The sequence below is a fragment of the Streptomyces jeddahensis genome (genome assembly GCF_001642995.1).
Lineage (GTDB): Bacteria > Actinomycetota > Actinomycetes > Streptomycetales > Streptomycetaceae > Streptomyces > Streptomyces jeddahensis.
On sequence record NZ_LOHS01000196.1, the window covers coordinates 1 to 26,743 of the forward strand.

General features: G+C 70.8%; 20 protein-coding genes. 13 read left to right on the forward strand and 7 right to left on the reverse strand.

The annotated features are described in order from the left end of the window. Positions 1-427 precede the first annotated feature (427 nt). Complete coding sequence (locus STSP_RS34835; RefSeq protein ID WP_078067753.1) at positions 428-2,761, forward strand: molybdopterin oxidoreductase family protein; 2,334 nt, start codon at positions 428-430, stop codon at positions 2,759-2,761. Between the two features lie 311 nt (positions 2,762-3,072). Here STSP_RS34835 and STSP_RS34840 read toward each other — a convergent pair whose 3' ends face one another. Together STSP_RS34840 and cutA are read right to left on the reverse strand one after the other, a co-directional pair. Then, complete coding sequence (locus STSP_RS34840) at positions 3,073-3,480, reverse strand: gamma-glutamylcyclotransferase family protein (RefSeq protein WP_067285053.1); 408 nt, start codon at positions 3,478-3,480, stop codon at positions 3,073-3,075. After that, the gene (gene cutA, locus STSP_RS34845) at positions 3,480-3,869 is read right to left on the reverse strand and encodes a divalent-cation tolerance protein CutA (protein ID WP_078067754.1); all 390 of its coding nucleotides are present in this window, start codon (positions 3,867-3,869) and stop codon (positions 3,480-3,482) included. Before cutA ends, STSP_RS34840 begins: the two co-directional genes overlap by 1 nt. A 335-nt stretch (positions 3,870-4,204) precedes the next feature. On the opposite strand from cutA, the gene STSP_RS34850 reads away from it, so the two are divergent. The 4 genes from STSP_RS34850 (at position 4,205) to STSP_RS34860 (ending at position 7,933) form a co-directional block, all read left to right on the forward strand. Next, positions 4,205-5,920, forward strand: coding sequence for a M4 family metallopeptidase (locus tag STSP_RS34850; RefSeq protein WP_078067755.1), 1,716 nt, complete (start codon positions 4,205-4,207; stop codon positions 5,918-5,920). 90 nt (positions 5,921-6,010) lie between these two features. Continuing rightward, positions 6,011-6,181, forward strand: a complete 171-nt coding sequence (locus STSP_RS39455) for a hypothetical protein (RefSeq protein WP_157902980.1) — start codon at positions 6,011-6,013, stop codon at positions 6,179-6,181. Positions 6,182-6,436: 255 nt separating this feature from the next. Beyond that, positions 6,437-6,955 carry a hypothetical protein gene (locus STSP_RS34855; RefSeq protein ID WP_067285055.1) on the forward strand — a complete coding sequence of 173 codons (519 nt, stop codon included), beginning with the start codon at positions 6,437-6,439 and terminating at the stop codon, positions 6,953-6,955. 279 nt (positions 6,956-7,234) lie between these two features. Beyond that, positions 7,235-7,933 carry a class F sortase gene (locus STSP_RS34860; protein ID WP_078067756.1) on the forward strand — a complete coding sequence of 233 codons (699 nt, stop codon included), beginning with the start codon at positions 7,235-7,237 and terminating at the stop codon, positions 7,931-7,933. Positions 7,934-8,050: 117 nt separating this feature from the next. Here STSP_RS34860 and STSP_RS34865 read toward each other — a convergent pair whose 3' ends face one another. Continuing rightward, positions 8,051-8,833: a sulfite exporter TauE/SafE family protein gene (locus STSP_RS34865; protein ID WP_067285056.1), complete on the reverse strand. Its 783-nt coding sequence runs from the start codon at positions 8,831-8,833 to the stop codon at positions 8,051-8,053. A 254-nt stretch (positions 8,834-9,087) separates the two neighbouring features. Between STSP_RS34865 and STSP_RS34870 the strand changes: the two genes are divergently transcribed. The 3 genes from STSP_RS34870 to nirD are packed head-to-tail and all read left to right on the forward strand — an operon-like array spanning position 9,088 to position 13,279. Next, entirely contained in the window at positions 9,088-10,305 is a 1,218-nt protein-coding gene (locus STSP_RS34870; protein ID WP_067285058.1) for an NAD(P)/FAD-dependent oxidoreductase, read from the forward strand. Then, positions 10,305-12,914 carry a nitrite reductase large subunit NirB gene (gene nirB, locus STSP_RS34875; RefSeq protein ID WP_067285060.1) on the forward strand — a complete coding sequence of 870 codons (2,610 nt, stop codon included), beginning with the start codon at positions 10,305-10,307 and terminating at the stop codon, positions 12,912-12,914. Before STSP_RS34870 ends, nirB begins: the two co-directional genes overlap by 1 nt. Next, the gene (gene nirD, locus STSP_RS34880) at positions 12,911-13,279 is read left to right on the forward strand and encodes a nitrite reductase small subunit NirD (protein WP_067285062.1); all 369 of its coding nucleotides are present in this window, start codon (positions 12,911-12,913) and stop codon (positions 13,277-13,279) included. Before nirB ends, nirD begins: the two co-directional genes overlap by 4 nt. 108 nt (positions 13,280-13,387) lie before the next feature. Here nirD and STSP_RS34885 read toward each other — a convergent pair whose 3' ends face one another. Beyond that, on the reverse strand, positions 13,388-14,320 hold the full coding sequence (locus STSP_RS34885; protein WP_067285064.1) for an oxidoreductase: 933 nt from the start codon (positions 14,318-14,320) through the stop codon (positions 13,388-13,390). 203 nt (positions 14,321-14,523) lie between these two features. On the opposite strand from STSP_RS34885, the gene STSP_RS34890 reads away from it, so the two are divergent. Beyond that, positions 14,524-15,684, forward strand: a complete 1,161-nt coding sequence (locus STSP_RS34890) for an alkaline phosphatase PhoX (RefSeq protein WP_067285066.1) — start codon at positions 14,524-14,526, stop codon at positions 15,682-15,684. Positions 15,685-15,782: 98 nt separating this feature from the next. On the opposite strand, the gene STSP_RS34895 is transcribed toward STSP_RS34890, so the two are convergent. Beyond that, entirely contained in the window at positions 15,783-16,802 is a 1,020-nt protein-coding gene (locus STSP_RS34895) for a LacI family DNA-binding transcriptional regulator (RefSeq protein ID WP_067285068.1), read from the reverse strand. Between the two features lie 286 nt (positions 16,803-17,088). Here STSP_RS34895 and STSP_RS34900 point away from each other — a divergent pair, with 286 nt between their 5' ends. Genes STSP_RS34900 through STSP_RS34915 form a run of 4 tightly spaced genes read left to right on the forward strand, consistent with a single transcriptional unit; the run spans position 17,089 to position 21,978 of the window. Then, on the forward strand, positions 17,089-18,492 hold the full coding sequence (locus tag STSP_RS34900) for an ABC transporter substrate-binding protein (protein ID WP_067285070.1): 1,404 nt from the start codon (positions 17,089-17,091) through the stop codon (positions 18,490-18,492). A 5-nt stretch (positions 18,493-18,497) separates the two neighbouring features. Next, complete coding sequence (locus STSP_RS34905) at positions 18,498-19,448, forward strand: carbohydrate ABC transporter permease (RefSeq protein ID WP_067285072.1); 951 nt, start codon at positions 18,498-18,500, stop codon at positions 19,446-19,448. Between the two features lie 4 nt (positions 19,449-19,452). Further along, complete coding sequence (locus STSP_RS34910; protein WP_067285073.1) at positions 19,453-20,286, forward strand: carbohydrate ABC transporter permease; 834 nt, start codon at positions 19,453-19,455, stop codon at positions 20,284-20,286. A 60-nt stretch (positions 20,287-20,346) separates the two neighbouring features. Beyond that, positions 20,347-21,978 (forward strand): glycoside hydrolase family 13 protein, encoded by a 1,632-nt coding sequence (locus STSP_RS34915; RefSeq protein ID WP_067285075.1) that lies wholly within the window; start codon positions 20,347-20,349, stop codon positions 21,976-21,978. A 320-nt stretch (positions 21,979-22,298) separates the two neighbouring features. Here STSP_RS34915 and ppdK read toward each other — a convergent pair whose 3' ends face one another. Beyond that, on the reverse strand, positions 22,299-25,028 hold the full coding sequence (gene ppdK, locus STSP_RS34920) for a pyruvate, phosphate dikinase (RefSeq protein WP_067285081.1): 2,730 nt from the start codon (positions 25,026-25,028) through the stop codon (positions 22,299-22,301). A 428-nt stretch (positions 25,029-25,456) separates the two neighbouring features. After that, positions 25,457-26,668, reverse strand: a complete 1,212-nt coding sequence (locus tag STSP_RS34925; RefSeq protein WP_067285083.1) for an ROK family protein — start codon at positions 26,666-26,668, stop codon at positions 25,457-25,459. Between the last annotated feature and the right edge of the window lie 75 nt (positions 26,669-26,743).

The following is a 26,743-nucleotide window of genomic DNA, read 5'->3' on the forward strand; positions in this document are numbered from 1 at the left end:
TACGTCGTGGGTTGTGCCCACCCGTTCCGCCCTGCGGAACGATTGCCCACAACGGTAGCGGCAGCGCTGCCCACCCGCCCTCCGGCCGAAGGGGACGTGGCGGGATGTGCGCCCGCAGCGGCTGGCGCAAAGTGTGGGCCAACCCGACGACGTACGGCTCGGCGCCAGACCGAGGACGTACATCCCGGCGCGGCCCCGCCCCACCCACCGGCAGGTGGCGAACCGGAGCGGACCCGCAGACGCGCACGACCCGCCCCACCCACCGGCAGGTGGCGCACCAGAGCGCACCCGCACGGGCGCAGCATCAGTCCCGGGCGGAGCCCGCGGGGGTACCTCACGTCGCCCCGCACCCCACCGGGAGGTCCCCGTACCGGCTGCGTAACGGGCCACACCGCAGCACGTAACACGCCCGACGCACGCTGGCAGCATGCACTCTGCCCCCGCGACGCCGACCCCACCGCCGACGGCGCCCCTCACGCCGACCCTGACACCGACACACTGCCCCTACTGCTCCCTGCAGTGCGGCATGAACCTGTCGGCGAACGAGGGCGGCGGCGTGGACGTGGTGGAGCGCACGGAGTTCCCCGTCAACCGGGGAGCGCTGTGCGGCAAGGGCCGCACAGCGCCCGCCCTGCTCTCCTCCCGAGTGCGCCTGACCGAGCCGCTGGTCCGTCGCCCTGCCACCGGCGAGCTCGAACCGGCCACTTGGGAGGAGGCCCTCGACCGTATCGCCGAGGGCCTGTCCCGCACGCGCACGGAGCATGGCCCGGACGCGTGCGGGGTCTTCGGCGGCGGCGGGCTGACGAACGAGAAGGCGTACGCGCTCGGGAAGTTCGCCCGGGTCGTGATGGGCACGTCGCAGATCGACTACAACGGCCGGTTCTGCATGTCGTCGGCGGCGGCCGCGCACAACAAGGCGTTCGGCCTGGACCGGGGGCTGCCGTTCCCGCTCGAGGACATTCCGCGGACCGGCTGTGTGATCCTGGTCGGTTCGAATCTTGCGGAAACGATGCCGCCGGCGCTGCGCTATCTGACGGAGCTGAAGGAGAACGGCGGCAAGCTGATCGTCATCGACCCGCGGCGCACGCGCACCGCCGAGCAGGCGGATCTGTATCTGGCGCCGCGCCCTGGCACGGACCTGGCACTGGCGCTGGGGATGCTGCACCTGGTGGTGGCGGAGGGCCGGACGGACGAGGCGTTCATCCAGGAGCGTACGACCGGCTGGGAGGACGCACGGGCGGCGGCGATGGCGCACTGGCCGGAGTACGTGGAACGGATCACGGGGGTGTCCGTTCCCGAACTCCGCGAGGCCGTGCGGATGTTCTGCGACGCGGAGTCGTCGATGGTGCTCACCGCGCGCGGACCGGAGCAGCAGTCGAAGGGCACCGACACGGTGGGCGCGTGGATCAACCTGTGCCTCGCCACGGGCCGCGCGGGCCGCCCGCTGTCGGGCTACGGCTGTCTGACGGGCCAGGGCAACGGCCAGGGCGGGCGCGAACACGGCCAGAAGGCGGACCAGTTGCCGGGCTACCGGAAGCTGGACGACCCCGAGGCGCGACGCCATGTCGCCGAGGTGTGGGGCGTCGACCCGGACAGCCTGCCGGGCCCGGGCCGCAGCGCGTACGAACTGCTCGACGCGCTGGGGCGCGACGTGCGGGCGCTGCTGCTGATGGGCTCCAACCCCGTGGTGTCGGCGCCGCGGGCCGCCCACATCGAGGAGCGGCTGCGCTCCCTGGACTTCCTCGCCGTCGCGGACGTGGTCCTGTCGGAGACGGCGGCGCTGGCGGACGTCGTGCTGCCGGTGACGCAGTGGGCCGAGGAGACGGGCACGATGACGAACCTGGAGGGGCGGGTCCTGCTGCGCCGCCAGGCGCTGACCCCGCCGCCCGGTGTCCGCTCCGACCTGGTCGTCCTGAACGAACTGGCCTCGCGGCTGGGCGTGGAGAAGGGCTTCCCCACAGACCCGGAGGAGGTCTTCGACGAACTGCGCCGGGCGTCGGCGGGCGGTCCCGCGGACTACTCGGGCATCGACTACGGGCGGCTGGCGCGGGAGCAGGGCGTGTTCTGGCCCTGCCCGGCGACCGGCGGGCCGCTGGAGGACAGCGAGGACGCCGCGTTCGACGTACTGCCGGACGACCCGGCGGGCGACGCCGGAAGTCCGCGGGATGCCGGTGCTCCGGGGGACGCCGCGAGCCCGCAGGATGCCGGTGCTCCCAGGGACGCCGCGATTCCGCGCGACACCGGTGCTCGCGGAGAGGCCGCGAGTGCGCCGGGCTCCGTCTCCCACCCCGGGACCCCGCGCCTCTTCCTGGACCGTTTCGCGACCCCGGACGGGCGGGCCCGGTTCGTGCCGGTCACGCACCGGCCGCTCGCGGAGGAGCCGGACGCCGAGTACCCGGTGCTGCTGACGACCGGGCGGGTCGTGTCCCAGTACCAGTCGGGCGCCCAGACCCGCCGCGTGGACGAGCTCAACTCGGCCGCGCCCGGGCCGTTCGTGGAGATGCATCCGCGGCTGGCCGAGCGGCTGGGGGCCGCGGAGGGGGACGCGGTTGCCGTGGTGTCCCGGCGCGGGAAGGCCGTCGCGCCCGCGCGCATCACCACCGCGATCCGGCCCGACACCGTCTTCATGCCGTTCCACTGGGCGGGCGAGGGGCGGGCCAACACCCTGACGAATCCGGCGCTCGATCCGACGTCGCGGATGCCGGAGTTCAAGGCGTGCGCGGTACGCCTCGAATTGGCGGCCACCCCGACGACGGCCTAGCGGCCGCCGCCACAGACCGCCGCCGCTGTGGGCAATCGTGCCGCTAGGGGCGGCACGGGTGGGCACAGCGGCACCCCGCGACGTCGGGTGACGCCCCTTACTCCCGGGCCACCCAGTCGTCGGGTGCCCAGGGACACTGCGGTACGGCGTCACCGTGGAAACCCCAGGGCACCGTACGACGTGGGCTGTGCCCACCCGTTCCGCCCTGCGGAACGCCTGCCCACAGCGGTGAGGTGCGGCCACGCGCGTTCCGCCCCGCGGAGCGCCTTCCCACAGCGGTGAGTGCGGCCACGCGCACGCGTCGCCGTGGCTCAGGAAGCCGTCCAGGCGCCGCCCTCGATCGGCTTGCCGTTCGCTCGTAGGTCCGCTGCGACCGCCGGCGCCGCCACGTACACCCAGGCCCGCACCACCCTGCCGTCGCCGCACGTCACGGGGCGGGCCACGCGCTCGTAGAGGTTGGCGGGGTCGCCCGGGGCGTAGCCCTCCAACCGGTCGAGTCCGGCCAGCAGTCGGTCGTAGGCGTCGGGCGCCGCGGTCACCAGCTCCCCGTACACGACGCCCTCGTCCTCCTCGACGGCGTACGGATAGCCGGGCCCCTCGTACAACACCGCGCCCGCCAGCCGGGCGGCCTCCTCGGCGACCGTCCGCCCGCGCAGGAAAAGGTCGTGGTTGCACTCGCCGGGCCGCAGCGTCCCGTAGACGAAGAACGGCAGGCGCATCACGCCCCGGACTCCCCCGTCTTTCCGGCCCTCCCGGTCTCCGCCGCTTCGCCAGACCCAACGCTGTCGCGTGTCTCCCGCGTCACCCACTCCAGGTACGCCGCGCTGCCGCGCGCCACCGGCGTGGCGATGATCTCCGGCACGTCGTAGTCGTGCGCCTCGGTGAGCCAGGACTCCAGCGCCTCGTACCGGTCAGCCGTCGTCTTGAACAGGACCTGCCACTCGTCCGCGGTCTCGACGGTGCCCTCCCAGCGGTAGACGGAGGTGACGGGGGCCGGGATCTGGGCGCAGGCCGCGAGCCTCGCCTCCACCGCTCCGCGGGCGAGCCGCCGCGCCTTCTCCTCGTCGTCCGTCGTGGTCAGCACGGTCAGCCACTCGGCCGTGGTCATGTACGGGTTCCCTTCGCAAGCCGATCCGGTCCGACGAACCCATCGAACCCGTCCGCCGGAATCGCCGGTCCAGTCCGACGGGACCGCAGATCCGGTCCACGAACCGATTGTCGCCCCCCGCCTGCGTCGCCTGCGCGCCCTCCTCGCGCCTTGCCTGTCTGCACTCCTCCCCCCACCCGCGCACCACAGCTCCACGACAGCGGCACAAGATCGCTATGGACATGACATGTCATGAGCTCGTAAACCTGAGCGAACGTCAGCGCGCTTACCGCGCAGGCCAGCCCCCACCGTCCCCAGCCCCCCGGCCAGACGCCGGGCCCCAGCCGAGGAGATCGATGAGACGCCCGACGACTGCGAAGCGTTCGACCCCACCGGCCCCGACGACCTCGACCTCGCCGGACCCGAGCACCCCAGCGCCCCTGACAACCTCGCATCGCAGCGCCGCGGGCATCGCCGTGGCGGCCACCGCCTTCCTGGCCGGCGCCCTCACCCCCACCGCGGCTGCGGCCGACCAGCCGCTGCCCAGCCGGGCCGACGCGATCCGCCACGCGCAGACCGCGATCGCCTCGCTCGCCGGACGACTCGGCATCACCGACGCGCAGTCGACCACTGTGCGCGACGTCGTCGTCGACGCGGACGGCAGCCAGCACGTCCGCTACGACCGCACGTACCGTCAGCTGCCCGTCCTCGGCGGCGACTTCGTCGTCCACTTGACGCCCGACGGCGGCTACCGCGGCGCCGACCGGGCCGTGCGCGGCGACATCGCCGTGCCGACCGTCAAGCCCTCGCTCTCCGCGCCGAAGGCCGCGGACCTGGCCGCGGCGGCCCTGCGCGCGGTGAACCTCGGCGAGACGCTGCGCAAGATCGTCGTCACGCCCCAGCTCGTCGTCGACGCGCTGCACGGCGAGCCCAAGCTCGCCTGGCGCACCGAGGCCACCGGGCAGGACTCGCTCGGCAACCCGGTCGCCCGCGTCGTCCTCACCGACGCCCGCACCGGCCGGCAGATCGACGCCTGGGACACCATCGAGACGGCGACCGGCGACGGCCAGTCGCTCTACAGCGGGACGGTGCCGCTGCAGACGACCCAGTCCGGCTCGTCGTACCAGCTCAAGGACGCCACGCGCGGCGGCACCTACACCGGCGACGCGCAGAACAAGACGGACACCTGCCTCCTCGTCCTCTGCGTGGAGCGGGCGCCCGCGGCGGTCTTCACCGATGCCGACAACCACTGGGGGAACGGGGCCGCTTCGGACCGCGCTTCCGCGGCGGTCGACGCGCAGTACGGCACGGACACGACCTGGGACTACTACGAGAACGTGCACGGGCGCAGCGGCATCGCCGGCGACGGCAAGGGGTCGTACAACCGTGTGCACTACGGGACCGACTACAACAACGCCTTCTGGGACGACAAGTGCTTCTGCATGACGTACGGCGACGGTGACGGGACGACGTTCGGACCGCTCGTGTCCCTGGACGTGGCCGGGCACGAGATGTCCCACGGCGTCACGTCCAAGACCGCGGGACTCACGTACTCGCGTGAGCCCGGGGGCCTGAACGAGGCGACGTCCGACATCTTCGGCACGCTGGTGGAGTTCTACGCGGCCAACCCCGCCGACCCCGGCGACTGGCTCATCGGCGAGAAGATCGTGAAGCCGGGCTTCGGCAGGTCGGCCCTGCGTTACATGGACCAGCCGTCCAGGGACGGCAAGTCCGCGGATTGCTGGAGCTCGTCGGTCGGCAGCCTCGATGTGCACTACTCGTCGGGCGTCGCGAACCACTTCGCGTATCTGCTGGCCGAAGGCAGCGGCCCGAAGACGATCGGCGGGGTGCAGCACAACGGCACCACGTGCAACGGCGCGACGGTGAACGGCATCGGCAAGGACAAGCTGGGCAAGATCTGGTACCGGGCGCTGACCGTCTACATGACCTCGTCGACGGACTACGCGGGCGCCCGCACGGCGACGCTCAACGCGGCGAAGGACCTGTACGGCGCGGGGAGCGCGGAGTACGCCGCGGTGGGCGCTGCGTGGTCGGCGGTTTCGGTGGGCTGACCGGCCCGGCAAACGCCCCTGCCGACCCGGCGAGCGACCCGGCGGGGGACGGCCCGCGCACCCCGGCCGTCCCCCGCCCCCCACACTCCCGTGCGCCTCGCCCGCCTGGCCTCGTACACGTCCGCCGTTGTGATGAACTCGCAGACATCGCCGCCGGTACGGCGGATCGACGACACGCACTTCACGGTCGGCGAGAAGCTCGAGAAGCCAATGAAAGGGCTGACGGGCCTGTACCCCTCCGTGCCGTGGGAGGCGCTCTGACGCGCCGGACGGCGCGGGTCCGTCACCCGTTCACCGTCTCGCCGCGCCCTTTGGGGTTCCTTTTCGCCGACACGCCGGTGACCTGCTGGAACGTTCGCTCCTGAGTGTCCGGAGAGCGCCTGCCGCGCGGTTTCTGATGTGTCATCAGCAGGCGTGTGCCGCCGGGTGCCACTTACCTCGGAAGGGCAGGGACGCGACCGACTCGGCGGCACATGGGGATGCCGCGGGCCGCGCCCTCTCGGAGGTGCAAGCACCATGCGCAGACGCCGCCTGCTGACCGGTACCGTGCTCGCCGCCGCCGCGGCGGGCCTGTCGGTCGCCCCTGCCCACGCGAGCGACGCGAACGCCCTGGACCTGTATCCGTCCACCACGGCACCGGGCGCAACGGTGTCGGCGAACACCAAGGCCTGCGGGGCCGGGGAGACGGCGACGGGGGACGCGAGCGCGGTGGGTGCGGGCATGTTCACGCTGGCGCCGAGCGCGCACGAGGGGGAGGCGATCGGCCAGTTCAAGGTGCCGGCGTCCGCGCAGCCGGGCACGTACGAGATCGTCGCGAAGTGTTTCCGCGGAGACAAGCAGGTGGCGGGCGATCTGAAGGTCATCCTGGCCGTGGCCGGGGAGCAGGCCCAGCCCAAAGGACGTGTAGAGACGGGGGTCGGCGGCGCGCTCGGCCCCGACCCCGTGCAGACCGCGGCGGGTGTGGCGGCGCTGGCCGTGGCCGCCGCGGGCGGTACCTGGCTCCTGCATCGCCGGGCGAGAGGCGACAGGATCTGACGGACGCCCTCCGCTGTCCGCCGGTACCGCTACCCCGCCCCCTCCGGGCCCGTAGCCCCTCGCGGCGCCCGGAGGGGACGCGGAAGCCCAGCATCCGGCCGCCCGGCATCCGGCCGGGCGCCGGGCGGCCACCCCGAAAGGCGGCCACCGCGAGCCGCGACCGGCAACCGCAAGCCGCGACCGCCCACCACCAGCGACCATCAGCCACCAGCGCCTATCAACCAGCAGCAACCATCAGCCATCGGATCAGCCAACCGGACGAGCCACCCGGAGGTGCCCATGCGCATACCCTGCAGGGCGAGGCCGGCACGGACGAGCACGGCACGGCATGCGCGCGCCGGCCGCCGCCGAAGGGTCCCCGACGCCGCGATAGCCGCCGTCACCGCCGTCGCCCTCTGCTCCGGCATATGGCTGATACGCAACGGCACCGAGGGCCCCCCGCCGCCGCAGCCGTCCGCCGCGCAGGCCGGCGACGCCTCGTCGGCCGGGACCGGCGGCGAACCGCCCGCGGCGCCCCCGCTGCCGCCCTCGCCACCGGACCGCATACGCATCCCCGCGATACGCGTGAACGCGCCCCTCACAGGCCTCGGCCTGACCTCGTCGGGCAGCCTCGAGGCACCGCCGGCCGAGAAAAAGAACCTCGCGGGGTGGTACGAGGCCGGGACGACGCCCGGCGAGACCGGAACCGCCGTCGTGGCCGGACACGTCGACGACGCCGAGGGCCCCGCCGTCTTCTACAACCTCGGCGCGCTGAAGAAGGGCAACACCATCGAGATGGACCGGCGGGACGGGTCGGTCGCCGTCTTCACGGTCGACGCCATCGAGGTGTTCGACAGCCGGAACTTCCCGGACGAGAAGGTCTACGGCCCCGCCCGCCGCCCCGAACTACGGGTGATCACCTGCGGGGGCGGCTATTCGAAGAAGACGGGGTACCAGGGGAATGTCGTGGTCTTCGCGCACCTGACCGCTACCCGCTGAGCGCTCCGTTGGTTGTGCCGCGGTGTGCCGCCGTCGGTTCGCTGCCGCGCTGTCGTGGCTGGTCGCGCAGTTCCCCGCGCCCCTTTTTGGGCGCTGCCGCGCCCCTTCAGCACGGCCTCACGCCACCCACTGCTCATACGCCAAGTTCGCCACCAGTGCGAACACCACCGTCAGCAGCACGATGCGGACGAAGCCGCTGCCCTTCTTCAGGGCCGTGTGCGCGCCCAGGGTGCCGCCCGCCAGGTTGAACACGGCCATCAGCGCGGCCAGTTGCCACAGCACCGTGCCCTGCCAGGCGAACATCGCGAGCGCTCCGGCGTTGGTGCAGCAGTTGACGATCTTGGCCGTCGCCGAGGCCGTCACCAGGTCTAGGTGGAGCACGGCGGTGAGCGCGAGCACCAGGAACGTACCGGTGCCGGGGCCGATCAGCCCGTCGTAGAAGCCGATGCCGAGCCCGGCCAGGCCGATGGCGGCGAGGATGCGGCGGCGGGACGCAGGACCGGCGGCCGGGGCGGTGCCGAACGCGGGCTTGAGGATCACGAAGGCCGCGACGCCAAGCAGCACGACCATGATCACGGGCTTCAGCACCTCGGTGCTCATTCCGGCCGCGAAGAACGCGCCGCCCATCGACCCGGCGACGGCAGCGAGCCCGATCCGGACCGCCGTCCACACGTCCACGGGCGCCTTGCGCACATACGTCACCGCCGCGCCCGTCGTGCCGACGATCGCCACCGCCTTGTTCGTGCCGAGGGCGTACGCTGCCGGGGTGCTGCCCGGGAGGCCGAGCAGCAGAGCGGGAAGCAGCAGCAGTCCGCCGCCACCCACCACGGCGTCGACCCATCCGGCCGCGCCCGCGGCGAGGCAGAGCACGAGCACGGTCATCAGGGATATGTCAGGCATGATCGCGACCCTAAGGACGCGATAAGTGTCCCGTCCATGGAATACGACGAGGCTTGAGACGCATTTGAGGTCCGGACGGCCGGAAACAGCCGCGACCAGGGCATACCGGCCTCGGAGAGCACCCCGCACCGCCCCCACATCGGACCCCCTCGCGCAAACCCTCACACCGGCCCCCGGCCACTGCTGAGCGCAGCGTTCCTCTCGGGAAACAGAGGGGATGCCGACGGGTAACACCCACGACGCACGCTCAAGGCATGACCTCGAAAACGCGTGTGGTGGTGATCGGCGCCGGCCCCGCGGGCGCCCGGCTCGCCCAGCGGCTGGGGCCCGACGCCCTGCTCATCGGCGAGGAGGAGCACGCCCCGTACAACCGCCTGCTGCTCGCCGAGGTGCTGGCGGGCAGGTACTCGCCCGAGATCATCGCGCTGCCCGCCCCGACGAGCCCCCAGCTGCGTGCCCGCGTCGTCCGCGTGGACCGCGAGGACCGGCTGGTGCACTGCGACGACGGCAGCGTGATCGCATACGAGACGCTGGTCCTGGCGACCGGCTCCAACCCGGTGCTGCCCGCGCTGCGCGGCCTGTTCGAGCCGGGTGCGCGCGACCTCCCCAAGGGCGTGCACGCCTTCCGCACGATGGACGACTGCCTGGCGCTCTCCGCCGCGGTACGCGAAGGGACGCGCGCCGTCGTGATCGGCGGCGGCCTCCTCGGCGTCTCCGCGGCGCGGGCGCTCGCCGAGCGCGGCGCCCAGGTCGTCATGGCCCAGCAGGGCGAGCGCCTCATGGAGCGCCAGCTGGACGCGAAGGCGTCGGAGCTGGTGCACCGCCACCTCACCGGCATGGACGTGGAGATCCACACGGAGTGCCGCGTGCGCGGCATCCACTGCACCGACGGCACGGTGCACGCGGTGGAGCTCGCCGACCACTACCGGCTCGAGGCCGACCTGGTCGTCCTCGCCTGCGGTGTCCGCCCCCGTACCGGCCTCGCCGTCGCGGCGGGCCTCGAGGTTCGCAAGGGCATCGTCGTCGACGACGAGCTGCGCACCTCCGACCCCCACATCAGGGCCATCGGCGACTGCGCCGAACACGACGGTCACGTGTACGGCCTGGCCGCACCGGCCCTCGACCAGGCCGACACTCTCGCGGCGCTCCTCACCTCGGACCCCGCACCGCGCTACACCGGCACCCGCGCCCTGACCCGGCTCACCCTCGCCGAACAGGGCACAGGACCGCTGGACCTCGCCGCCTTCGGGGAGACCGAAGCCCTGCCCGGCGACGATGTCGTGCAGCTCACCGACGCCACCCGCCGCACGTACCGCAAGGTCGTCGTCCGCGACGACCGCCTGGTCGGCGGGGTTCTCATCGGCGAACTCGGCACCGTCGGCGCGCTCGCCCGCGCCTGGGAGGGAGCAGAGCCGCTCCCCACGGACGGCGCCCCCCTGCTCCACCTGCTCACCAACCATGGAGGCTCCTGATGTCCACGACCGCACCTGTGGGGACCGGCCCCCGCCCCACGATCGTGCTCGTCGGCCACGGCATGGTCGGCCAGCGCTTCCTCGAAGCGCTCGCCGAGCGCGGCCTGACCGCCACGCACCGCGTGGTCGTGCTGTGCGAGGAGCCGCGCCCGGCGTACGACCGCGTGGCGCTCACCTCGTACTTCTCGGGCAAGACGCCCGAGGACCTCTCGATGACCGACATGGCGTTCATCGAGAAGGAGGGCATCGAGCTGTACATCGGCGACCCGGCGGAGACGGTCGACCGCGAGGCCCGCAGGGTGACCGCCAAGTCCGGCCAGGTCTTCGAGTACGACATCCTCGTCCTCGCCACCGGCTCCTACCCGTTCGTGCCGCCGGTCCCGAACAAGGACGCCGAGGGCTGCTTCGTCTACCGCACGATCGAGGACCTGCTCGCGATCGAGGAGTACGCGAAGACGAAGGCGACGACCGGTGCCGTGGTCGGCGGCGGTCTGCTCGGCCTGGAGGCGGCCGGCGCCCTCAAGGGCCTCGGGCTCAACGCCCACATCGTGGAGTTCGCGCCGCGCCTGATGCCGGTGCAGGTCGACGACGGCGGTGGCGCCGCGCTGCTGCGCACCATCGAGAACATGGGCCTGACCGTGCACACCGGCGTGGGCACGCAGGAGATCGTCACCGACGAGTCCGGCGCGGTCACCGGCATGAAGCTGTCCGACGGCTCCGAACTCGCCACGGACATGGTGGTGTTCTCCGCCGGTGTCCGCCCCCGCGACCAGCTGGCCCGCGACTGCGGCCTCACGGTCGGCGAGCGCGGCGGCATCACCGTCGACGAGCAGTGCCGCACGGTGAACGACCCGCACGTGTTCGCGATCGGCGAGTGCGCACTGGCAGCGGACGGCCGGGTGTACGGCCTGGTGGCCCCCGGTTACGAGCAGGCCGAGACCGCCGCCGCGACCATCGCCGCGGACGAGGCCGCCTTCACCGGCGCCGACCTGTCCACCAAGCTGAAGCTGCTCGGTGTCGACGTGGCGTCCTTCGGCGACGCGCACGGCGCGACCGAGGACTGCCTGGACGTCGTCTACTCCGACTCCCGCGCGGGCCTGTACAAGAAGCTGGTCATCGGCCGCGACGGAACCCTGCTCGGCGGCATCCTGGTCGGAGACGCGGAGGCGTACGGCACGCTGAAGGCCTTCACCGGTTCGGTCCCGCCGGTCTCGCCCGAGTCGCTGGTGCTGCCCGCCGGCGCCGGCGAGTCCGTCCAGCTCGGCCCGACCGCGCTGCCGGACGACGCGATCATCTGCTCCTGCAACAACGTCCGCAAGGGCACGATCCGCAGCGCCGTCACCGACCACCAGTGCACGACCGTGCCCGAGGTGAAGAAGTGCACCAAGGCCGGTACGACGTGCGGCAGCTGCGTCAAGGTCCTCGGCCAGCTCGTCAACGCCGAGCTGGAGGCGTCCGGTGTCGAGGTCGACAAGGGCCTGTGCGGCTGTTTCGGCCAGACCCGCCAGGAGCTGTACGAGATCGTCCTCGCCCTGCGCATCACCTCGTACCAGGACCTTCTCGACCGCTACGGCCGCGAGGGTGCGCGCGGCGGCGACGGTTGCGAGATCTGCAAGCCCGCAGTGGGCTCGATCATCGCCTCGCTCGCGCCGACGCTCGGCGTCAGCGGCTACGTCCTGGAGGGCGAGCAGGCATCGCTGCAGGACACCAACGACCACTTCCTGGCCAACCTGCAGAAGAACGGCTCGTACTCGATCGTGCCGCGCATCCCCGGCGGTGAGATCACCCCGGAGAAGCTGATCGTGATCGGCGAGGTGGCCCGCGACTTCGGGCTCTACACGAAGATCACCGGTGGTCAGCGGATCGACCTGTTCGGCGCGCGCGTCGAGCAGCTGCCGATGATCTGGGCGCGGCTGGTGGACGCGGGCTTCGAGTCGGGGCACGCGTACGGCAAGGCGCTGCGCACGGTGAAGTCCTGCGTGGGCCAGACCTGGTGCCGCTACGGCGTGCAGGACTCGGTCCGCATGGCCATCGACCTGGAGCTGCGCTACCGGGGCCTGCGCTCCCCGCACAAGCTGAAGTCGGCGGTCTCCGGCTGCCAGCGCGAGTGCGCGGAGGCCCAGTCCAAGGACTTCGGCGTGATCGCCACGGCGAACGGCTGGAACCTGTACGTCGGCGGCAACGGCGGCGCGACCCCGCGCCACGCGGACCTGCTGGCCCAGGACCTGTCCGACGCCGAGCTGATCCGGCTGATCGACCGCTTCCTGATGTTCTACATCCGTACGGCCGACCGCCTCGAGCGCACGTCGACCTGGCTGGAGCGCATCGAGGGCGGCCTCGACCACGTACGTGACGTCGTCGTCCACGACTCGCTCGGCATCTGCGACGAGCTGGAGAAGCTGATGGCCGACCACGTCGCGAACTACCGCGACGAATGGGCCGAGACCATCAACGACCCGGAGAAGCTCGCCCGGTTCGTCTCCTTCGTGAACGCGCCCGACACCCCGGACCCGTTGGTCAGCTTCGTCCCGGAGCGCGACCAGATCAAGCCGGATCTGCCGCTTCTGACGATCGGCACCCGACCCCTGGAAGGAACCGCCACCCGATGACGCTCGCCCCGGAAACCACTGATCTGAAGGTCCAGCTGCTCCTGGACGGGACCGGCGACTGGTTCACGGTCTGCGACCTGGCGCGTCTGACGCCCGGCCGCGGTGTCGCCGCGCTGCTGCCGGACGGCCGGCAGGCCGCGATCTTCCTCGACCGGTCGGGCCGTCTGTACGCGATCGACAACCGTGACCCGTTCACGGGCGCGGCGGTCCTCTCGCGGGGCCTGCTCGGCTCGGCGCAGGGACGCCCGTTCGTCGCCTCGCCGCTGCTCAAGCAGCGCTTCGACCTGGAGTCCGGGAAGTGCCTGGACGACGAGGAGGTCGCGGTGACGGCGTACGAGGTGCGCAGCGCGGGCGTCGCCGCCTGAGCGTGCCGTGATCAGGTGAGGGCCCCGCCCGCTGCTGTGCGGAAGCGCGGGTGCGCGGCCTGAGCGACGAACAGGTGAAGCCCCACCGGCTGCTGACGCCGGTGGGGCTCACACTTTGAGCGCGTCGTACGTGACGCCCGTCAGCTCTTCCGATGCGGCCCACAGTCGCTCGCCCGCCGTGTCGTTCAGCGTCCACGGGGCGCGCCAGGACGGTGCGGGCGCGCCGCGCCAGCCCTGCAAGCGGGGGCCGGTGAAGGAGTCCGGGGCGACGCCGGGTGCCGTGGCCGCGTACAGCGTGGGCAGCGCACCGGCATCGGCCGACTGGGCGAAGACCCGGTTGCCGAGGGACACGACGCGCTCGACGGCCTTGCGGCCCTCCATCCTCGGGCCCTTGGTCTGCAGGTTCGTCGAGGCGTAGCCGGGGTGCGCGGCGGCCGCCACGACGCCGGAGCCGACGGCGGCGAGCCGGCGCGCCAGTTCGTGGACGAACAGCAGGTTCGCGGTCTTGGAGCGTGCATAGGCGATCCAGCGCCGGTAGCGGCCCTCGCTGTTGAGGTCGTCGATGTCGATGTTGGCGAGCGCGTGAAAGCCACTGGACACGCTGACGACGCGAGCCTCGGGGGCGGCCAGGAGCCGCGGCATCAGCAGCCCGGTGAGCGCGAAGTGCCCGAGGTGGTTGACGCCGAACTGCGTCTCGAAACCGTCCGCCGTCCGGCCGTACGGCAGGGCCATCACGCCCGCGTTGTTGATCAGCAGGTCAAGCCGGCCGTGGTCGCGGTCGTAGGCGGAAGCGAACTTCCGTACGGAATCGAGCGAGCCGAGATCGAGCGGGACGAACTGCACGTCGGCGTCCCGGACTTCCGCCCGGATCCGGTCCGATGCCTCGATGCCGCGCGTCTCGCTGCGGCAGGCGAGGAGCACCCGGGCTCCGTGCCGGGCGAGTTCGCGTGCCGTGACGTATCCGATGCCGCTGTTGGCGCCGGTGACCACGGCGACACGGCCGCTCTGGTCGGGGATGTCGCTCGCCTTCCAGCCCGTCATGGGGGAGCTCCCTTGTGGCGATGGTGGTTACTTCACCGTACGACGGCTGGACGGTTCCTTCTCGGCCATCCAGCGCCAGGATCGCGTCATGCGTTGTCCATGACCCGTCAACTCGGCGCGCCTAGGGTCCCTGACCGGCCCCCCACGCTCGACCCTCGGCACCGCCCGGTGCCGGGACGGTCACGACACCCCCTGGAGCGAGAGTGGAACGTCGTACCTTCCTGCGCGGAGCAGTCATCGGCACGTCGGCCGCCGCCTTCGGCGGCACCCTGATGCACGGCGCCGCCTACGCGGCCCCGGCCCAGAAGGGCCCCGGCCCGTACGGGGCGCTGGGCACCGCCGACGCCAACGGCATCCAGCTGCCCAGCGGCTTCACCAGCCGGGTCATCGCCCGGTCCGGCCAGCGGGTCGGCAGCACCTCCTACACCTGGCACAACGCTCCTGACGGCGGCGCCTGCTTCGCCGACGGCACGGGCTGGATCTACGTCTCCAACTCCGAGATCAGCACCGGCGGCGGCGCCGGCGCGGTGAAGTTCAACTCCTCGGGCTCCATCACCGGCGCCTACCGGATCCTGTCCAACACGCGGAACAACTGTGCGGGCGGCGCAACGCCGTGGAACACCTGGCTGTCCTGCGAGGAGGTCTCCCTCGGCTACGTCTACGAGACCGACCCGTGGGGCGGGAAGGCCGCCGTCCGCCGCGACGCGATGGGCCGCTTCAAGCATGAGGCGGCCGCCGCCGACCCGGTCCGCAAGGTCATCTACATGACCGAGGACGAGAGCGACGGCTGCTTCTACCGGTTCATCCCGGCCATCTGGGGCGACCTGTCCGCCGGCACCCTGCAGGTCCTCACGGCCGGCACGGCCACCTCCGGCAGCTTCACCTGGACGACCGTGCCCGACCGCGACGGCTCGCCCACCGTCACCCGCGACCAGGTCTCCGGCGCCAAGATCTTCAACGGCGGCGAGGGCTGCCACTACGCCAACGACACTGTCTGGTTCACCACCAAGGGCGACAACCGCGTCTGGCAGCTCAACCTGCTGAACAGCACCTACGAGCTGGCCTACGACGACTCCCTCGTCAGCGGCGGCGGCGCCCCGCTGACCGGCGTCGACAACGTCACCGGCTCCTCCTCCGGCGACCTGTTCGTCGCCGAGGACGGCGGCAACATGGAGATCTGCATCATCACGCCGGACGACATCGTCGCGCCGTTCCTGCGCATCACCGGCCAGTCGAGCTCGGAGATCACCGGCCCGGCCTTCTCCCCCGACGGCAAGCGCCTCTACTTCTCGTCGCAGCGCGGCACGACCGGCAGCTCGTCCGGCGGCATCACGTACGAGGTGACGGGGCCGTTCCGCGCCTGACCTCCTCCGTGTGGGCAGCGCCCGTGGCGCACGGGTGCCGCCCTTCGTCGTGCCCGCGCCGCCAGGCGGCCGGCGACCTGAGGGCCGGCGTGTCGCGGCTACGAGCGAGGTGGTGCGGTGCTGCCGCGGATGACGAGTTGGGTCGGTACGACGACGTCGTGGTCGGTCTCTTCGCCGCGCAGGATGTTCAAAAGCATGCGCCCGGCGAGTTCGCCTTGCTGCCGGACGGGTTGCCGCACGGTGGTGAGGTCGGTCAGTTCGGCGAGGGGGTGGTCGTCGATGCCGGTGACGGACATGTCCTCGGGGATGCGCAGGCCCGCGCGGCGCAGGGTGCGGACGGCGCCCAGGGCAACTTCGTCGGAGTGGGCGTAGACGGCGGTGGGTGGTTCGCGCTGGCTCAGCAGCCTGGCCATTGCGTCGGCGCCTTCGGCACCGCCCCAGTTGACGGTGGCGACGAGCTGCTCGTCGCTGGGGATGCCCGCGTCGCGCAGCGCGGCATAGTAGGCGTTGGAGCGGCCCGGTGGTGCCAGTTCGCCCGGTTGGTCGGGGTCGACGGCGGCGATCATGGCGATACGGCGATGGCCCAGGAAGATCAGATGGTCCATGGCCTGTCGCCCGGCGGTCTCGTCGTCGATGCACACGTTCGGGTACGGGGCGTGCTGGCCGCCTGCGGCGATGATGGTGACGCCCATGAGTTCCAGTCGCCGCTGCTCCTCTTCCGCGACGGGGAAGGCCAGGACAACGACGGCATCGACCTTGCGTCTGGCCGGCAGCCGGTGGAAGAAGTCGTGCCGGTCCTCGATGCCGTCGACGTGGTAGAGCAGCACATCGAGGTCGGCGGCACGCAGGACCGCCTCCAGCCCTTCGAGCAGGGTGGCGAAGAACCAGCGGGAGATGTGCGGCACGACCACCGCGACCCGCCCGGTGGCGCCGCCGGCCAGACGCGATGCCTCAGGGGAGACGACGTAGGAGAGTTCCTCGGCGACCGCCAGGACGCGGCGCCGTGTGGATTCGGCTACGCCGTTTTCGTTGTTGAGCGCGCGCGAGGCGGTGGCCATCGAGACGCCCGCCCTGCGGGCCACGTCCGCCATGTTGATCTTCCGGGAATTCTGCGCCATGCCGGAAGGCTAACCCACAATGGGAAACGCTTCCATTCCTCTCGGAAGGACTTCCGAAGGGCTCCGTGCGACCAGCCGTTTCCCTCGCGAGGGGTATCTCATCGTTTCAGCACGTCAAAACGATGTTGCGGTTTCGTTACTTGACAGCCCTGACTTGGGCGCTCAGTCTTTCGGCAACGGAAACGCTTCCGAATGAGTCCGACACCTCCCTGCGGCCCTCCGGGAAGCACGCCGAGAATCCGTCTGCCGACCGTGAGCGGCAGCCGCATGGATGCGAGGAGGCATCATGCTTGAGCACCCCACCCCCTCCCCGGCCAGATCAACCACCGGCGCCGCCGGCAAGCGCCTGCGCGCCGCGCTCGCGGCCGTGGCCGCCGGGTCCGCGCTGGCCACCCTGGCGGCGTGCAGCGCGCCCGGCTCGGGCTCCGACTCCGGCTCGCCGGCCGATGCGACGCCGACCGCGGTGAACACCGCCGTCGGCGACACCCCGGCGACACTGACGCTGTTCTCGGCGGCGGGCCTGCAGGCGTACGAGCAGGGCCTGGCCGACGCCTTCGAGGCCAAGTACCCGAAGATCAAGGTCAAGCTGCGGGTGGAGGCGGACAACAACTACAACACCGTCCTGCCGAGGGTGCTCGCCTCCGACTCAGCGCCCGACATCGTGCAGCCTTACGACCTCCTCGGCGGCGTCAAGGACAACCTGCTCACCAACCTCGACGCCTACGACAAGGCGTACGGCTGGAGCTCGAAGGTCCCGGCATCCGCGCTCGCGCCCGGCCGGGTGTCGAACGGCGTGATCGGTTCCGGGCCGCTGTACCAGGCAGGCGGCTCGGCCGGGCCCCTGGTCGGCGTCTTCTACAACAAGGAGCTGGCCGCCAAGGTCGGCATGAAGACCCCGCCCGCGTCCGTCGCCGAACTCGAAGCCGTCATGGCCAAGGCGAAGAAGCAGGGGATCACCCCGATCGTCGCCTCCAACCAGGACGGCCTGATCGGCCACCTGTACAACCTGCTGCTCGGTGACTACATGAGTGCCCAGGCGCTCAGCGACATCGTCTACCACAAGCCCGGCGCCAGCCTGGACACCCCGGAGGCCGTGAAGGCCACCAAGACCCTGCAGAAGTGGATCAAGGCCGGGTACTTCGCCTCCGACGTCAACGCCATCAACCAGGAGGCGTCGTACGGGCAGTTCACCGGCGGCAAGGGCCTGTTCTTCTTCCAGGGCAGCTGGATCGTGCAGACCATCGACAAGAACTTCAAGGGCAAGTACGGGGTGTTCCCGATGCCGCCCGCTGAGAAGGGCGGTAAGTACGCCGGGATGACCAGCAACACCCTCGCTTTCTCGATCGCCTCGCGCTCCAAGAACAAGGACGCCGCCGCCCTGTTCCTTGACTTCCTCACCACCCCGGAAGCAGCCAAGGTCGCCGTCGACAACGGTTACGCCGCCCTGACGTCCGATGCGAAGAGCGCCGGCAAGCCGTCCCTGTCCGGCACGCTGACCGAGCAGATCCAGGCCGGCTACGCCGCGATCGCCGCCGACAACGGCTTCGACAGCTGGCTGCAGAACTCCACGCCCGAGGTCAACACCAAGCTCAACCAGCAGCTCCAGCTGCTGGTCTCCGGCAAGGTCGAACCCGCCGCGATGGTGAAGACCCTGCAGACCACCTACGCCGACGCCCTCAAGAGCAGCTGACCACCATGCAACTGACCAAGTCGCTCGGCATCAGCCGCAAGGAGGGCGCCACCGGCGCTCGGAACCGCAGCCGGAATCGCAGCCGCCGCGGGCTCCGGGCCCGGCGGTGGGCCGGCTGGCTGTTCGCCCTCCCGGCCCTGGCCTTCTACGGGGTCTTCAACTTCCGCCCGGTGCTGTTGTCGATCCAGTACTCCTTCTACGACTGGGACGGCGTCGGCGCCTCCACCTGGGTGGGCATGAAGAACTACGTCGAGGTCTTCACGGACTCCGAGCAGTTCTCCTCGCTGCTGCACGCCTTCTACCTCATTCTTTTCTTCACCGTCCTGCCGGTGACCCTGGCCCTGATCACCGCCTCCGTACTGCGGCAGCTCCAGGGTCGCTTCACCGGCGCCCTGGCCCGCACCCTGCTGTTCCTGCCGCAGATCATCCCCGGCGCCGCGGCCGGCGTGGCCTGGACGTGGATGTACTCCGACAACGGCGTGGTCAACCAGCTCCTGCGGGCCATCGGCCTCGACTCGCTGGCCCGGCCCTGGCTGGCCGACTTCACCTGGGCGCTGACCGCGGTCGGCTTCATCGGCACCTGGCTGTCCGCCGGCCTGTGCACGATGCTGCTGCTCGCCGGCATCGGCAAGATCGACGCCAGTCTGTACGAGGCGGCCCGCATCGACGGCGCGGGGCCGATCCGGCAGTTCTGGTCCGTGACCCTGCCCGGTCTCCGCGCCGAGATCGGCGTCTGCGTCACCATCACGATCATCGCCGCCCTCGCCAGCTTCGACGTGGTCTACCTCGCCACCCAGGGCGGCCCCGGTACGCAGACGATGGTCCCCGGCGTCGCCGTCTACACCCTGGCCTTCAACGACAACCGCCTCGGCGCGGCCTCCGCGCTCGCCGTCGTCCTCGCCCTGATCGTGATCGCCATCGTCGCCCCGCTCCAGCGCCTGTTCCGGGAGAAGTAACCCCATGCCCGCACCGACACAGACACTGCGCCGACGCGCGCCCGGGCTGGTACTGATCGCGGCGGCGGCGCTCTACTCCGTCGTACCGCTGCTGAGCATGGTCAGCGCCGCCCTCGCGCCCCAGGGCTCCTTCCCCAGCGGCCTGAGCTGGCCCAGCGACCCGCAGTGGCACAACTTCGCCGACGCCTGGAACGTCGCCAACATCACCACCCTGCTGAAGTCCAGCACCCTGATCGTCCTCGGCGTCGTACCCGTCGCGGTGCTGATCTCGACGATGGCCGCGTACGCGATCGCCGTCCTGGAGATCCCGCTCGGCCGCCTCTTCTACACGGTCCTCGTCCTCACCCTTACCCTGCCGTACGAGATCGTCATCGTCCCGCTGTACGAGCAGGTCAAGGCGATGGGCCTGCTGGGCACCCAGTGGGCGCTGATCCTGCCGCTGATCGGAATGAACATGCCGTTCGCGGTCTTCTGGATGCGAGCGCACTTCGCCAACGTCCCACGGGAGTTGTCGGAGGCCGCGAGCATGGACGGCGCCGGCCCCTGGCGGGCGTTGCGCCACATCCACCTGCCGCTGGCCCGCCCGGCGATCGCCTCCCTGGCCCTGCTGATGTTCCTGTCCACCTGGAACCAGTTCCTGCTCGCCCTGGTGCTCATCGACGACCCCGACAAACGCACCATGGCCGGCGCCTTGCAGGCGTTCACCACGAAATACAGCACCGACCAGGTCCTGTTGAACGCCGGAGCCCTGCTGATCATGGCGCCCACGATCCTCGTATTCCTGTTCCTTCAGCGCCACTTCGTCAAGGCGCTGCTGCAGGGCTCGGTCAAGGGCTAGCGCAGGCATCTCCCCTGCTTCACCCCCACACGCACACCGAACAGTCAGGAACCCAGCAACGTGAGCAACACAAGCGACTCCTGGTGGCGCTCCGCCGTCATCTACCAGGTCTACATACGCAGTTTCGCCGACGAAAACGGCGACGGAATCGGCGATATCGCCGGCCTCCGCTCCCGCCTGCACTACCTGGCCTACCTCGGTGTCGACGCCATCTGGATCAACCCCTGGTACCCCTCCCCGCTGGCCGACGGCGGATACGACGTCTCCGACTACCGCGACATTCACCCCGCCTACGGCACCCTCGACGAAGCCAAGCAGCTCATCACCGAAGCCCACGACCTCGGCCTGCGCGTGATCCTGGACATCGTCCCCAACCACACCTCCGACCACCACCTCTGGTTCCAGCAGGCACTCGCCGCAGGACCTGGCTCCCCCGAGCGGGAGCGGTACATTTTCCGCGAGGGGCGGGGCGAGGACGGCTCCCTGCCGCCCAACGACTGGCACGCAGCCTTCGGCGGCCCCACCTGGACCCGCACGCCCGACGGCCAGTGGTACCTGCACCTGTTCGCCCCCGAACAGCCCGACCTGAACTGGGACAACCCCGAGGTCCGCGCAGAGTTCGAATCGATCTTGCGCTTCTGGTTCGACCTGGGCGTCGACGGCTTCCGCATCGACGTGGCCCACGGCATGGCCAAGGACCCTGCGCTGCCGGACCTGGGCCTCTCGGAGTTCTCCGTCCTGGCGCGCGAGGGCCAGGAGAACCACCCGCACTGGGACCGCGACGGCATCCACGACATCTTCCGCAGCTGGCGCGCCATCGCCGACAACTACCCCGACCGCCGCGTCTTCGTCGCCGAGGCCCACGTCCGCCCTGGGCGTCTCGCCGACTACCTGCGCCCCGACGAACTGCACACCGCCTTCAACTTCGACTTCCTCAAATGCCCCCTGGAAGCAGATCGGTTGAGGGAGGTCATCGACCACAGCATCACCGACCTCGCCACCGTCGGCGCCCCCGCTACCTGGGTCCTTTCCAACCACGACGAGACCCGCCACGTCACCCGTTACGGCCGCGCCTACACCGGCGTGACGAACCCGATGCGCGACCAGGGCCACCCCTCCGACCGCACCCTCGGCACCCGCCGCGCCCGCGCCGCCACCCTCCTCATGCTCGCGCTGCCCGGCGGCGCCTACATCTACCAGGGCGAAGAACTGGGCCTGTACGAAGTGGAAGACCTCCCCGAGGAAGCCCTCCAAGACCCCACCTGGGAACGCTCCGACCACACCATCCGAGGCCGCGATGGCTGCCGCGTCCCCCTCCCCTGGACCGGCGACACCCCACCCTTCGGCTTCAGCACAACCGGCGCCACCCCCTGGCTCCCCCAACCCGAAGACTGGAAGTCCTACACCGCCGAAGCCAACCAGGCCGACCCCACCTCCATGCTCCAGCTCTACCGCTCGGCCCTGCGCCTGCGCCGCACCACGCCCGGTCTGGCAGGCGAGGAGTTCCGCTGGCTGGACAGCCCCGACGGCACGCTCGTCTTCGAACGCGGCAACGGACTGCTGTGCGCGGTCAACCTCTCCGACCAGCCGATCCCGCTCCCCGACGCCTACCGGCCCCTCCTCACATCGAGGCCGCTGCACAACGACGGGCTGCTGCCACCGGACACCACGGTCTGGCTGCACCGGGACTAACGAACCGCGGTTGACCCCGACCGTCCGCATGCGCCCCTGGTCCGCCTGAATCCGCCAGGGCCTGTCCGGTGTTCCTCCCCGCCGACCGGACAGGCCCTGGCTCACCGGTCGGGTAGCTCGGCCTCGTCCACATTTTCCCTGGTCAGCGACGTAGCTCGACAGTCTCGGCAGATGAAGCAGGAGGGGCGGCACCCCCGCACAGGGTGCCGCCCCTCCATCAGGGCACCGGAGCCGCCGGCGATCGGTTGAGGGTCGGGGACCGACGGCGGCTCCGGGGGATCAGGCGGTGGCCGGCCAACCGTCGCCGGCCACCGGTTCGCTCAGCGGTTGTCGCTGCCCTTCGCCGAGGACGCGGCCCGCCCGGCCTCCAGGCGCGCCACCGGGATCCGGAACGGCGAGCAGGAGACGTAGTCCAGGCCCACCTCGTGGAAGAAGTGCACGGACTCCGGGTCGCCGCCGTGCTCACCGCAGACGCCGAGCTTCAGGTCGGGGCGGGTCGCACGGCCGGCCTGTGCGGCGTTCCGCACGAGCGAGCCCACGCCGTCCTTGTCGATGGTCTCGAACGGCGAGACCCCGAAGATGCCCTTCTCCAGGTAGGCCGTGAAGAACGAGGCCTCCACGTCGTCCCGGGAGAAGCCCCACACGGTCTGCGTCAGGTCGTTCGTACCGAAGGAGAAGAACTCCGCCGCCTCGGCGATCTGACCGGCCGTGAGCGCGGCCCGCGGCAGCTCGATCATCGTGCCGAGCGCGAGCTTCAGCTCGACGCCGGTCGCGGCCTGGACCTCGGCGATGACCTGCTCGGCCTCGTCGCGGACGATCTCCAGCTCCTGAACGGTGCCGACGAGCGGGATCATGATCTCGGCGCGCGGGTCGCCCTTGGCGTTCTTCCGCTCGGCCGCGGCCTCGGCGATCGCCCGTACCTGCATGGTGAACAGGCCGGGGATGACCAGGCCGAGGCGGACACCGCGCAGACCCAGCATCGGGTTCTGCTCGTGCAGCCGGTGCACGGCCTGCAGCAGCCGCAGGTCGTTCTCGTTGGCGTCCTTGCGGGACTCGGCGAGCGCCACGCGGACCGACAGCTCGGTGATGTCGGGCAGGAACTCGTGCAGCGGCGGGTCGAGGAGGCGGACGGTGACGGGCAGGCCGTCCATCGCCTCGAAGAGCTCGACGAAGTCTTGCCGCTGGAGCGGGAGGAGGGCCTTGAGGGAGTCCTCGCGCTCCTCGTCGGTGTCGGCGAGGATGAGCCGCTCGACGTACTCGCGCCGCTCACCGAGGAACATGTGCTCGGTGCGGCAGAGGCCGATGCCCTGGGCGCCGAAGCGCCGCGCCCGCAGAGCGTCCTCGGCGTTGTCGGCGTTGGCGCGGACGCGCAGCCGGCGCACCCGGTCGGCGTACGCCATGATCCGGTGGACGGCGGCGACCAGCTCGTCGGCGTCGTCGGCGCCCGCGTGCATGCGGCCCTCGAAGTACTCGACGACCGGGGACGGGACGACGGGCACCTCGCCGAGGTAGACCTTGCCGGTCGAGCCGTCGATGGAGACGACGTCGCCCTCCTCGATCACCGTGCCGTCGGCCGTGGTCATCCGCCGCCGCTTGGTGTCGACCTCGAGCTCCTCGGCGCCGCACACACAGGTCTTGCCCATGCCGCGCGCGACGACGGCGGCGTGCGAGGTCTTGCCGCCCCTGCTCGTGAGAATGCCTTCCGCGGCGATCATGCCGTCGAGGTCGTCCGGGTTGGTCTCACGGCGGATCAGGATGACCTTCTCGCCGGACCGGGACCACTTCACGGCGGTGTACGAGTCGAAGACGGCCTTGCCGACCGCCGCGCCCGGCGACGCCGCGATACCGCGGCCGATCTTCTCGACCTTCGCGGCCTCGTCGAAGCGCGGGAACATCAGCTGCGCCAGCTGCTGGCCGTTGACGCGCTGCAGCGCCTCGGCCTCGTCGATCAGCCCCTGGTCGACGAGCTGCGTCGCGATCCGGAAGGCCGCGGCCGCCGTGCGCTTGCCGACGCGGGTCTGCAGCATCCACAGCTGGCCGCGCTCGATGGTGAACTCGATGTCGCAGAGATCCTTGTAGTGGTTCTCCAGGGTCTCCATGATCTGCATGAGCTGGTCGTACGACTTCTTGTCGATCTGCTCCAGCTCGGCGAGCGGCACGGTGTTGCGGATGCCCGCGACGACGTCCTCGCCCTGCGCGTTCTGCAGGTAGTCGCCGTACACGCCCTGGTGGCCGGAGGCCGGGTCGCGCGTGAAGGCGACGCCCGTGCCGGAGTCCGGGCCGAGGTTGCCGAAGACCATCGAACAGACGTTGACGGCGGTGCCGAGGTCGTGCGGGATGCGCTCCTGGCGGCGGTAGAGCTTCGCGCGGTCGCCGTTCCACGAGTCGAAGACGGCCTTGATGGCGAGGTCCATCTGCTCGCGCGGATCCTGCGGGAAGTCGCGCCCGGCCTCGGTCTTGACGATCTTCTTGAACTTCGTGACCAGCTTCTTGAGGTCGGCCGCGTCGAGCTCGGTGTCGACCGTGACCTTCTTGGCCTTCTTGGCCTTCTCCAGCTCCTCTTCGAAGAGGTCGCCGTCGACGCCGAGGACGGTCTTGCCGAACATCTGGATGAGGCGGCGGTACGAGTCCCAGGCGAACCGCTCGTCGCCGGCCTGGGCCGCGAGACCGGACACGGACTTGTCGGAGAGCCCGATGTTCAGGACGGTGTCCATCATGCCGGGCATCGAGAACTTGGCGCCCGAGCGGACGGAGACGAGCAGCGGGTTGTCGGCCTGGCCGAGCTTCTTGCCCATCTTCTGCTCGAGGGCGTCGAGGTGTGCACTCACCTCGTCACGCAGTGCCTCCGGCTCCTCGCCGCTGTCGAGGTAGACCTTGCAGGCCTCGGTGGTGATGGTGAAGCCCGGAGGGACGGGCAGACCGAGGTTGGTCATCTCGGCGAGGTTCGCACCCTTCCCGCCGAGCAGATCCTTGAGGTCCTTGTTGCCTTCGGTGAAGTCGTAAACGAACTTCACGCCCTGAGGTACGTGGGGATCTTTGTTTTCCGACACGGGACTCGACTCCTCGAGGACGCGGTGGCTGCCCTGACGGCGAGGAACATACCCAGATCGAAGGCACCTCGGTACGTCCACTTGCGCGTCATACGGCTGTAACCACCCGTCCGCCAGTAGATCGAAAGTGATGAGGCCCCTCAAGTTTGCGCCTGGATGTTTTTAGATCTTGAATTAATCAACGCCCGTAGATGGAGAGTAAACGCTCATGTGAGCACATGAACTCACACCTGCTTCCACTTCTTGAAGTCATGACCGATGGCACTCAGTGCCACCCCTTGGAGAAGTGGACCCTCTCAAGATCCGCTCATCTGAGCGCACCAGCTATCAAGGGTGGCGAGAATCACGCTACAGACGCGGGCTGGATTTCACTATCCGGACGGGCCCAGGACCCGGAGCCGTAGCGCCGGCCGGCCGTCACAGGGCCGTCACAGCCCCAGGGCCAGCAACCGCTCCTCCACCCGCTCCGGGGCGTACAGATGCTCCACGACCAGCGCCCCCGCGCCCATGAGCCCCGCCCGCTCGCCCAGCCGCGAGGTGACCACCTCAAGACGGGCCGTCGAGCGCGGCAGCGCCCGCTGGTACAGCAGCTCGCGCACACCCGTCAGGAACGGGGTTCCGGCCAGGTCGCCCGCGATCATCAGCACCCCGGGATTGAGCAGCGTGACGACGGTGGCCAGCACCTCGCCGACCCGGCGGCCCGCATCCCGCGCCAGCCGCACCGCCTCCGGGTGCCCGGCCGCCAGCAGCTCGCGCACGTCCGAGCCGGACGTGGCCGGTACGCCCGCCTCGGTCAGCCGCTGCGCGACGGCGCGCCCGCTGGCCACGGCGGCCAGGCAGCCGTACGAGCCGCACTTGCAGAGCGCGTCGGCGCCCTCCGGCACCCGGATGTGCCCGATGTCCCCGGCACCCCCGTCGATCCCGCGGTACACGGCGCCGTCGACGACGACGCCGGCGCCGATGCCGGTGGAGACCTTGATGAGCGCGAAGGCCGAGCAGTCCGGGTATCCGGTGCGCTGTTCGCCGTACGCCATGAGGTTCGCGTCGTTGTCGACGAGCACCGGCACGTCCGATGCACCGCCCGCCTGCTCGGCGAAGGCGCGGCGCAGCCGGCCCCGTATGTCGTAGCGGTCCCAGCCCGGCATGATCGGCGGCTGTACGACGCGGCCGGTGTCGCTGTCCACCGGTCCTGGCACGGCGAGGCCTATGCCGCACACGCGGTCGGCGTGGGTGCCGGTCTGCTTCAGCAAGTCGGCGAACCAGCCGCCGAGTTCGCCGAGGACCGCTTCCGGGCCCTCCTCGACGAGCAGCGAGCCCGTGTGCTCGGCGAGCACCTCGCCGGCGAGGGAGAGCAGCGCCACGCGCGCGTGGCGGGTGTCGAGGTCGGCGGCGAGCACCACCGCATGGGCGTCGTCGAACTCGAGCCGAATGGAGGGGCGCCCGCCGAGCGGAGAGGCGGACTTGTCGAAGGGACCGGCCTGGCCCTCGCGCAGCCAGCCCGCCCGGAACAGCCGGTCGAGCCGCTGGCCGACCGTGGCCCGGGACAGCCCCGTCATCTGCTGGAGCGCACCGCGGGTCGTCGCGCGCCCACTGCGCACCAGATGCAACAGGTCTCCGGCGCTCGCCTGGCCCCCGGCCATGTTTCCTCCTCCTGAACCCTCTTGCGTCGTGCAACTCCACATTACATATTGGGTTTTGCGTGTTAAATAGACGTA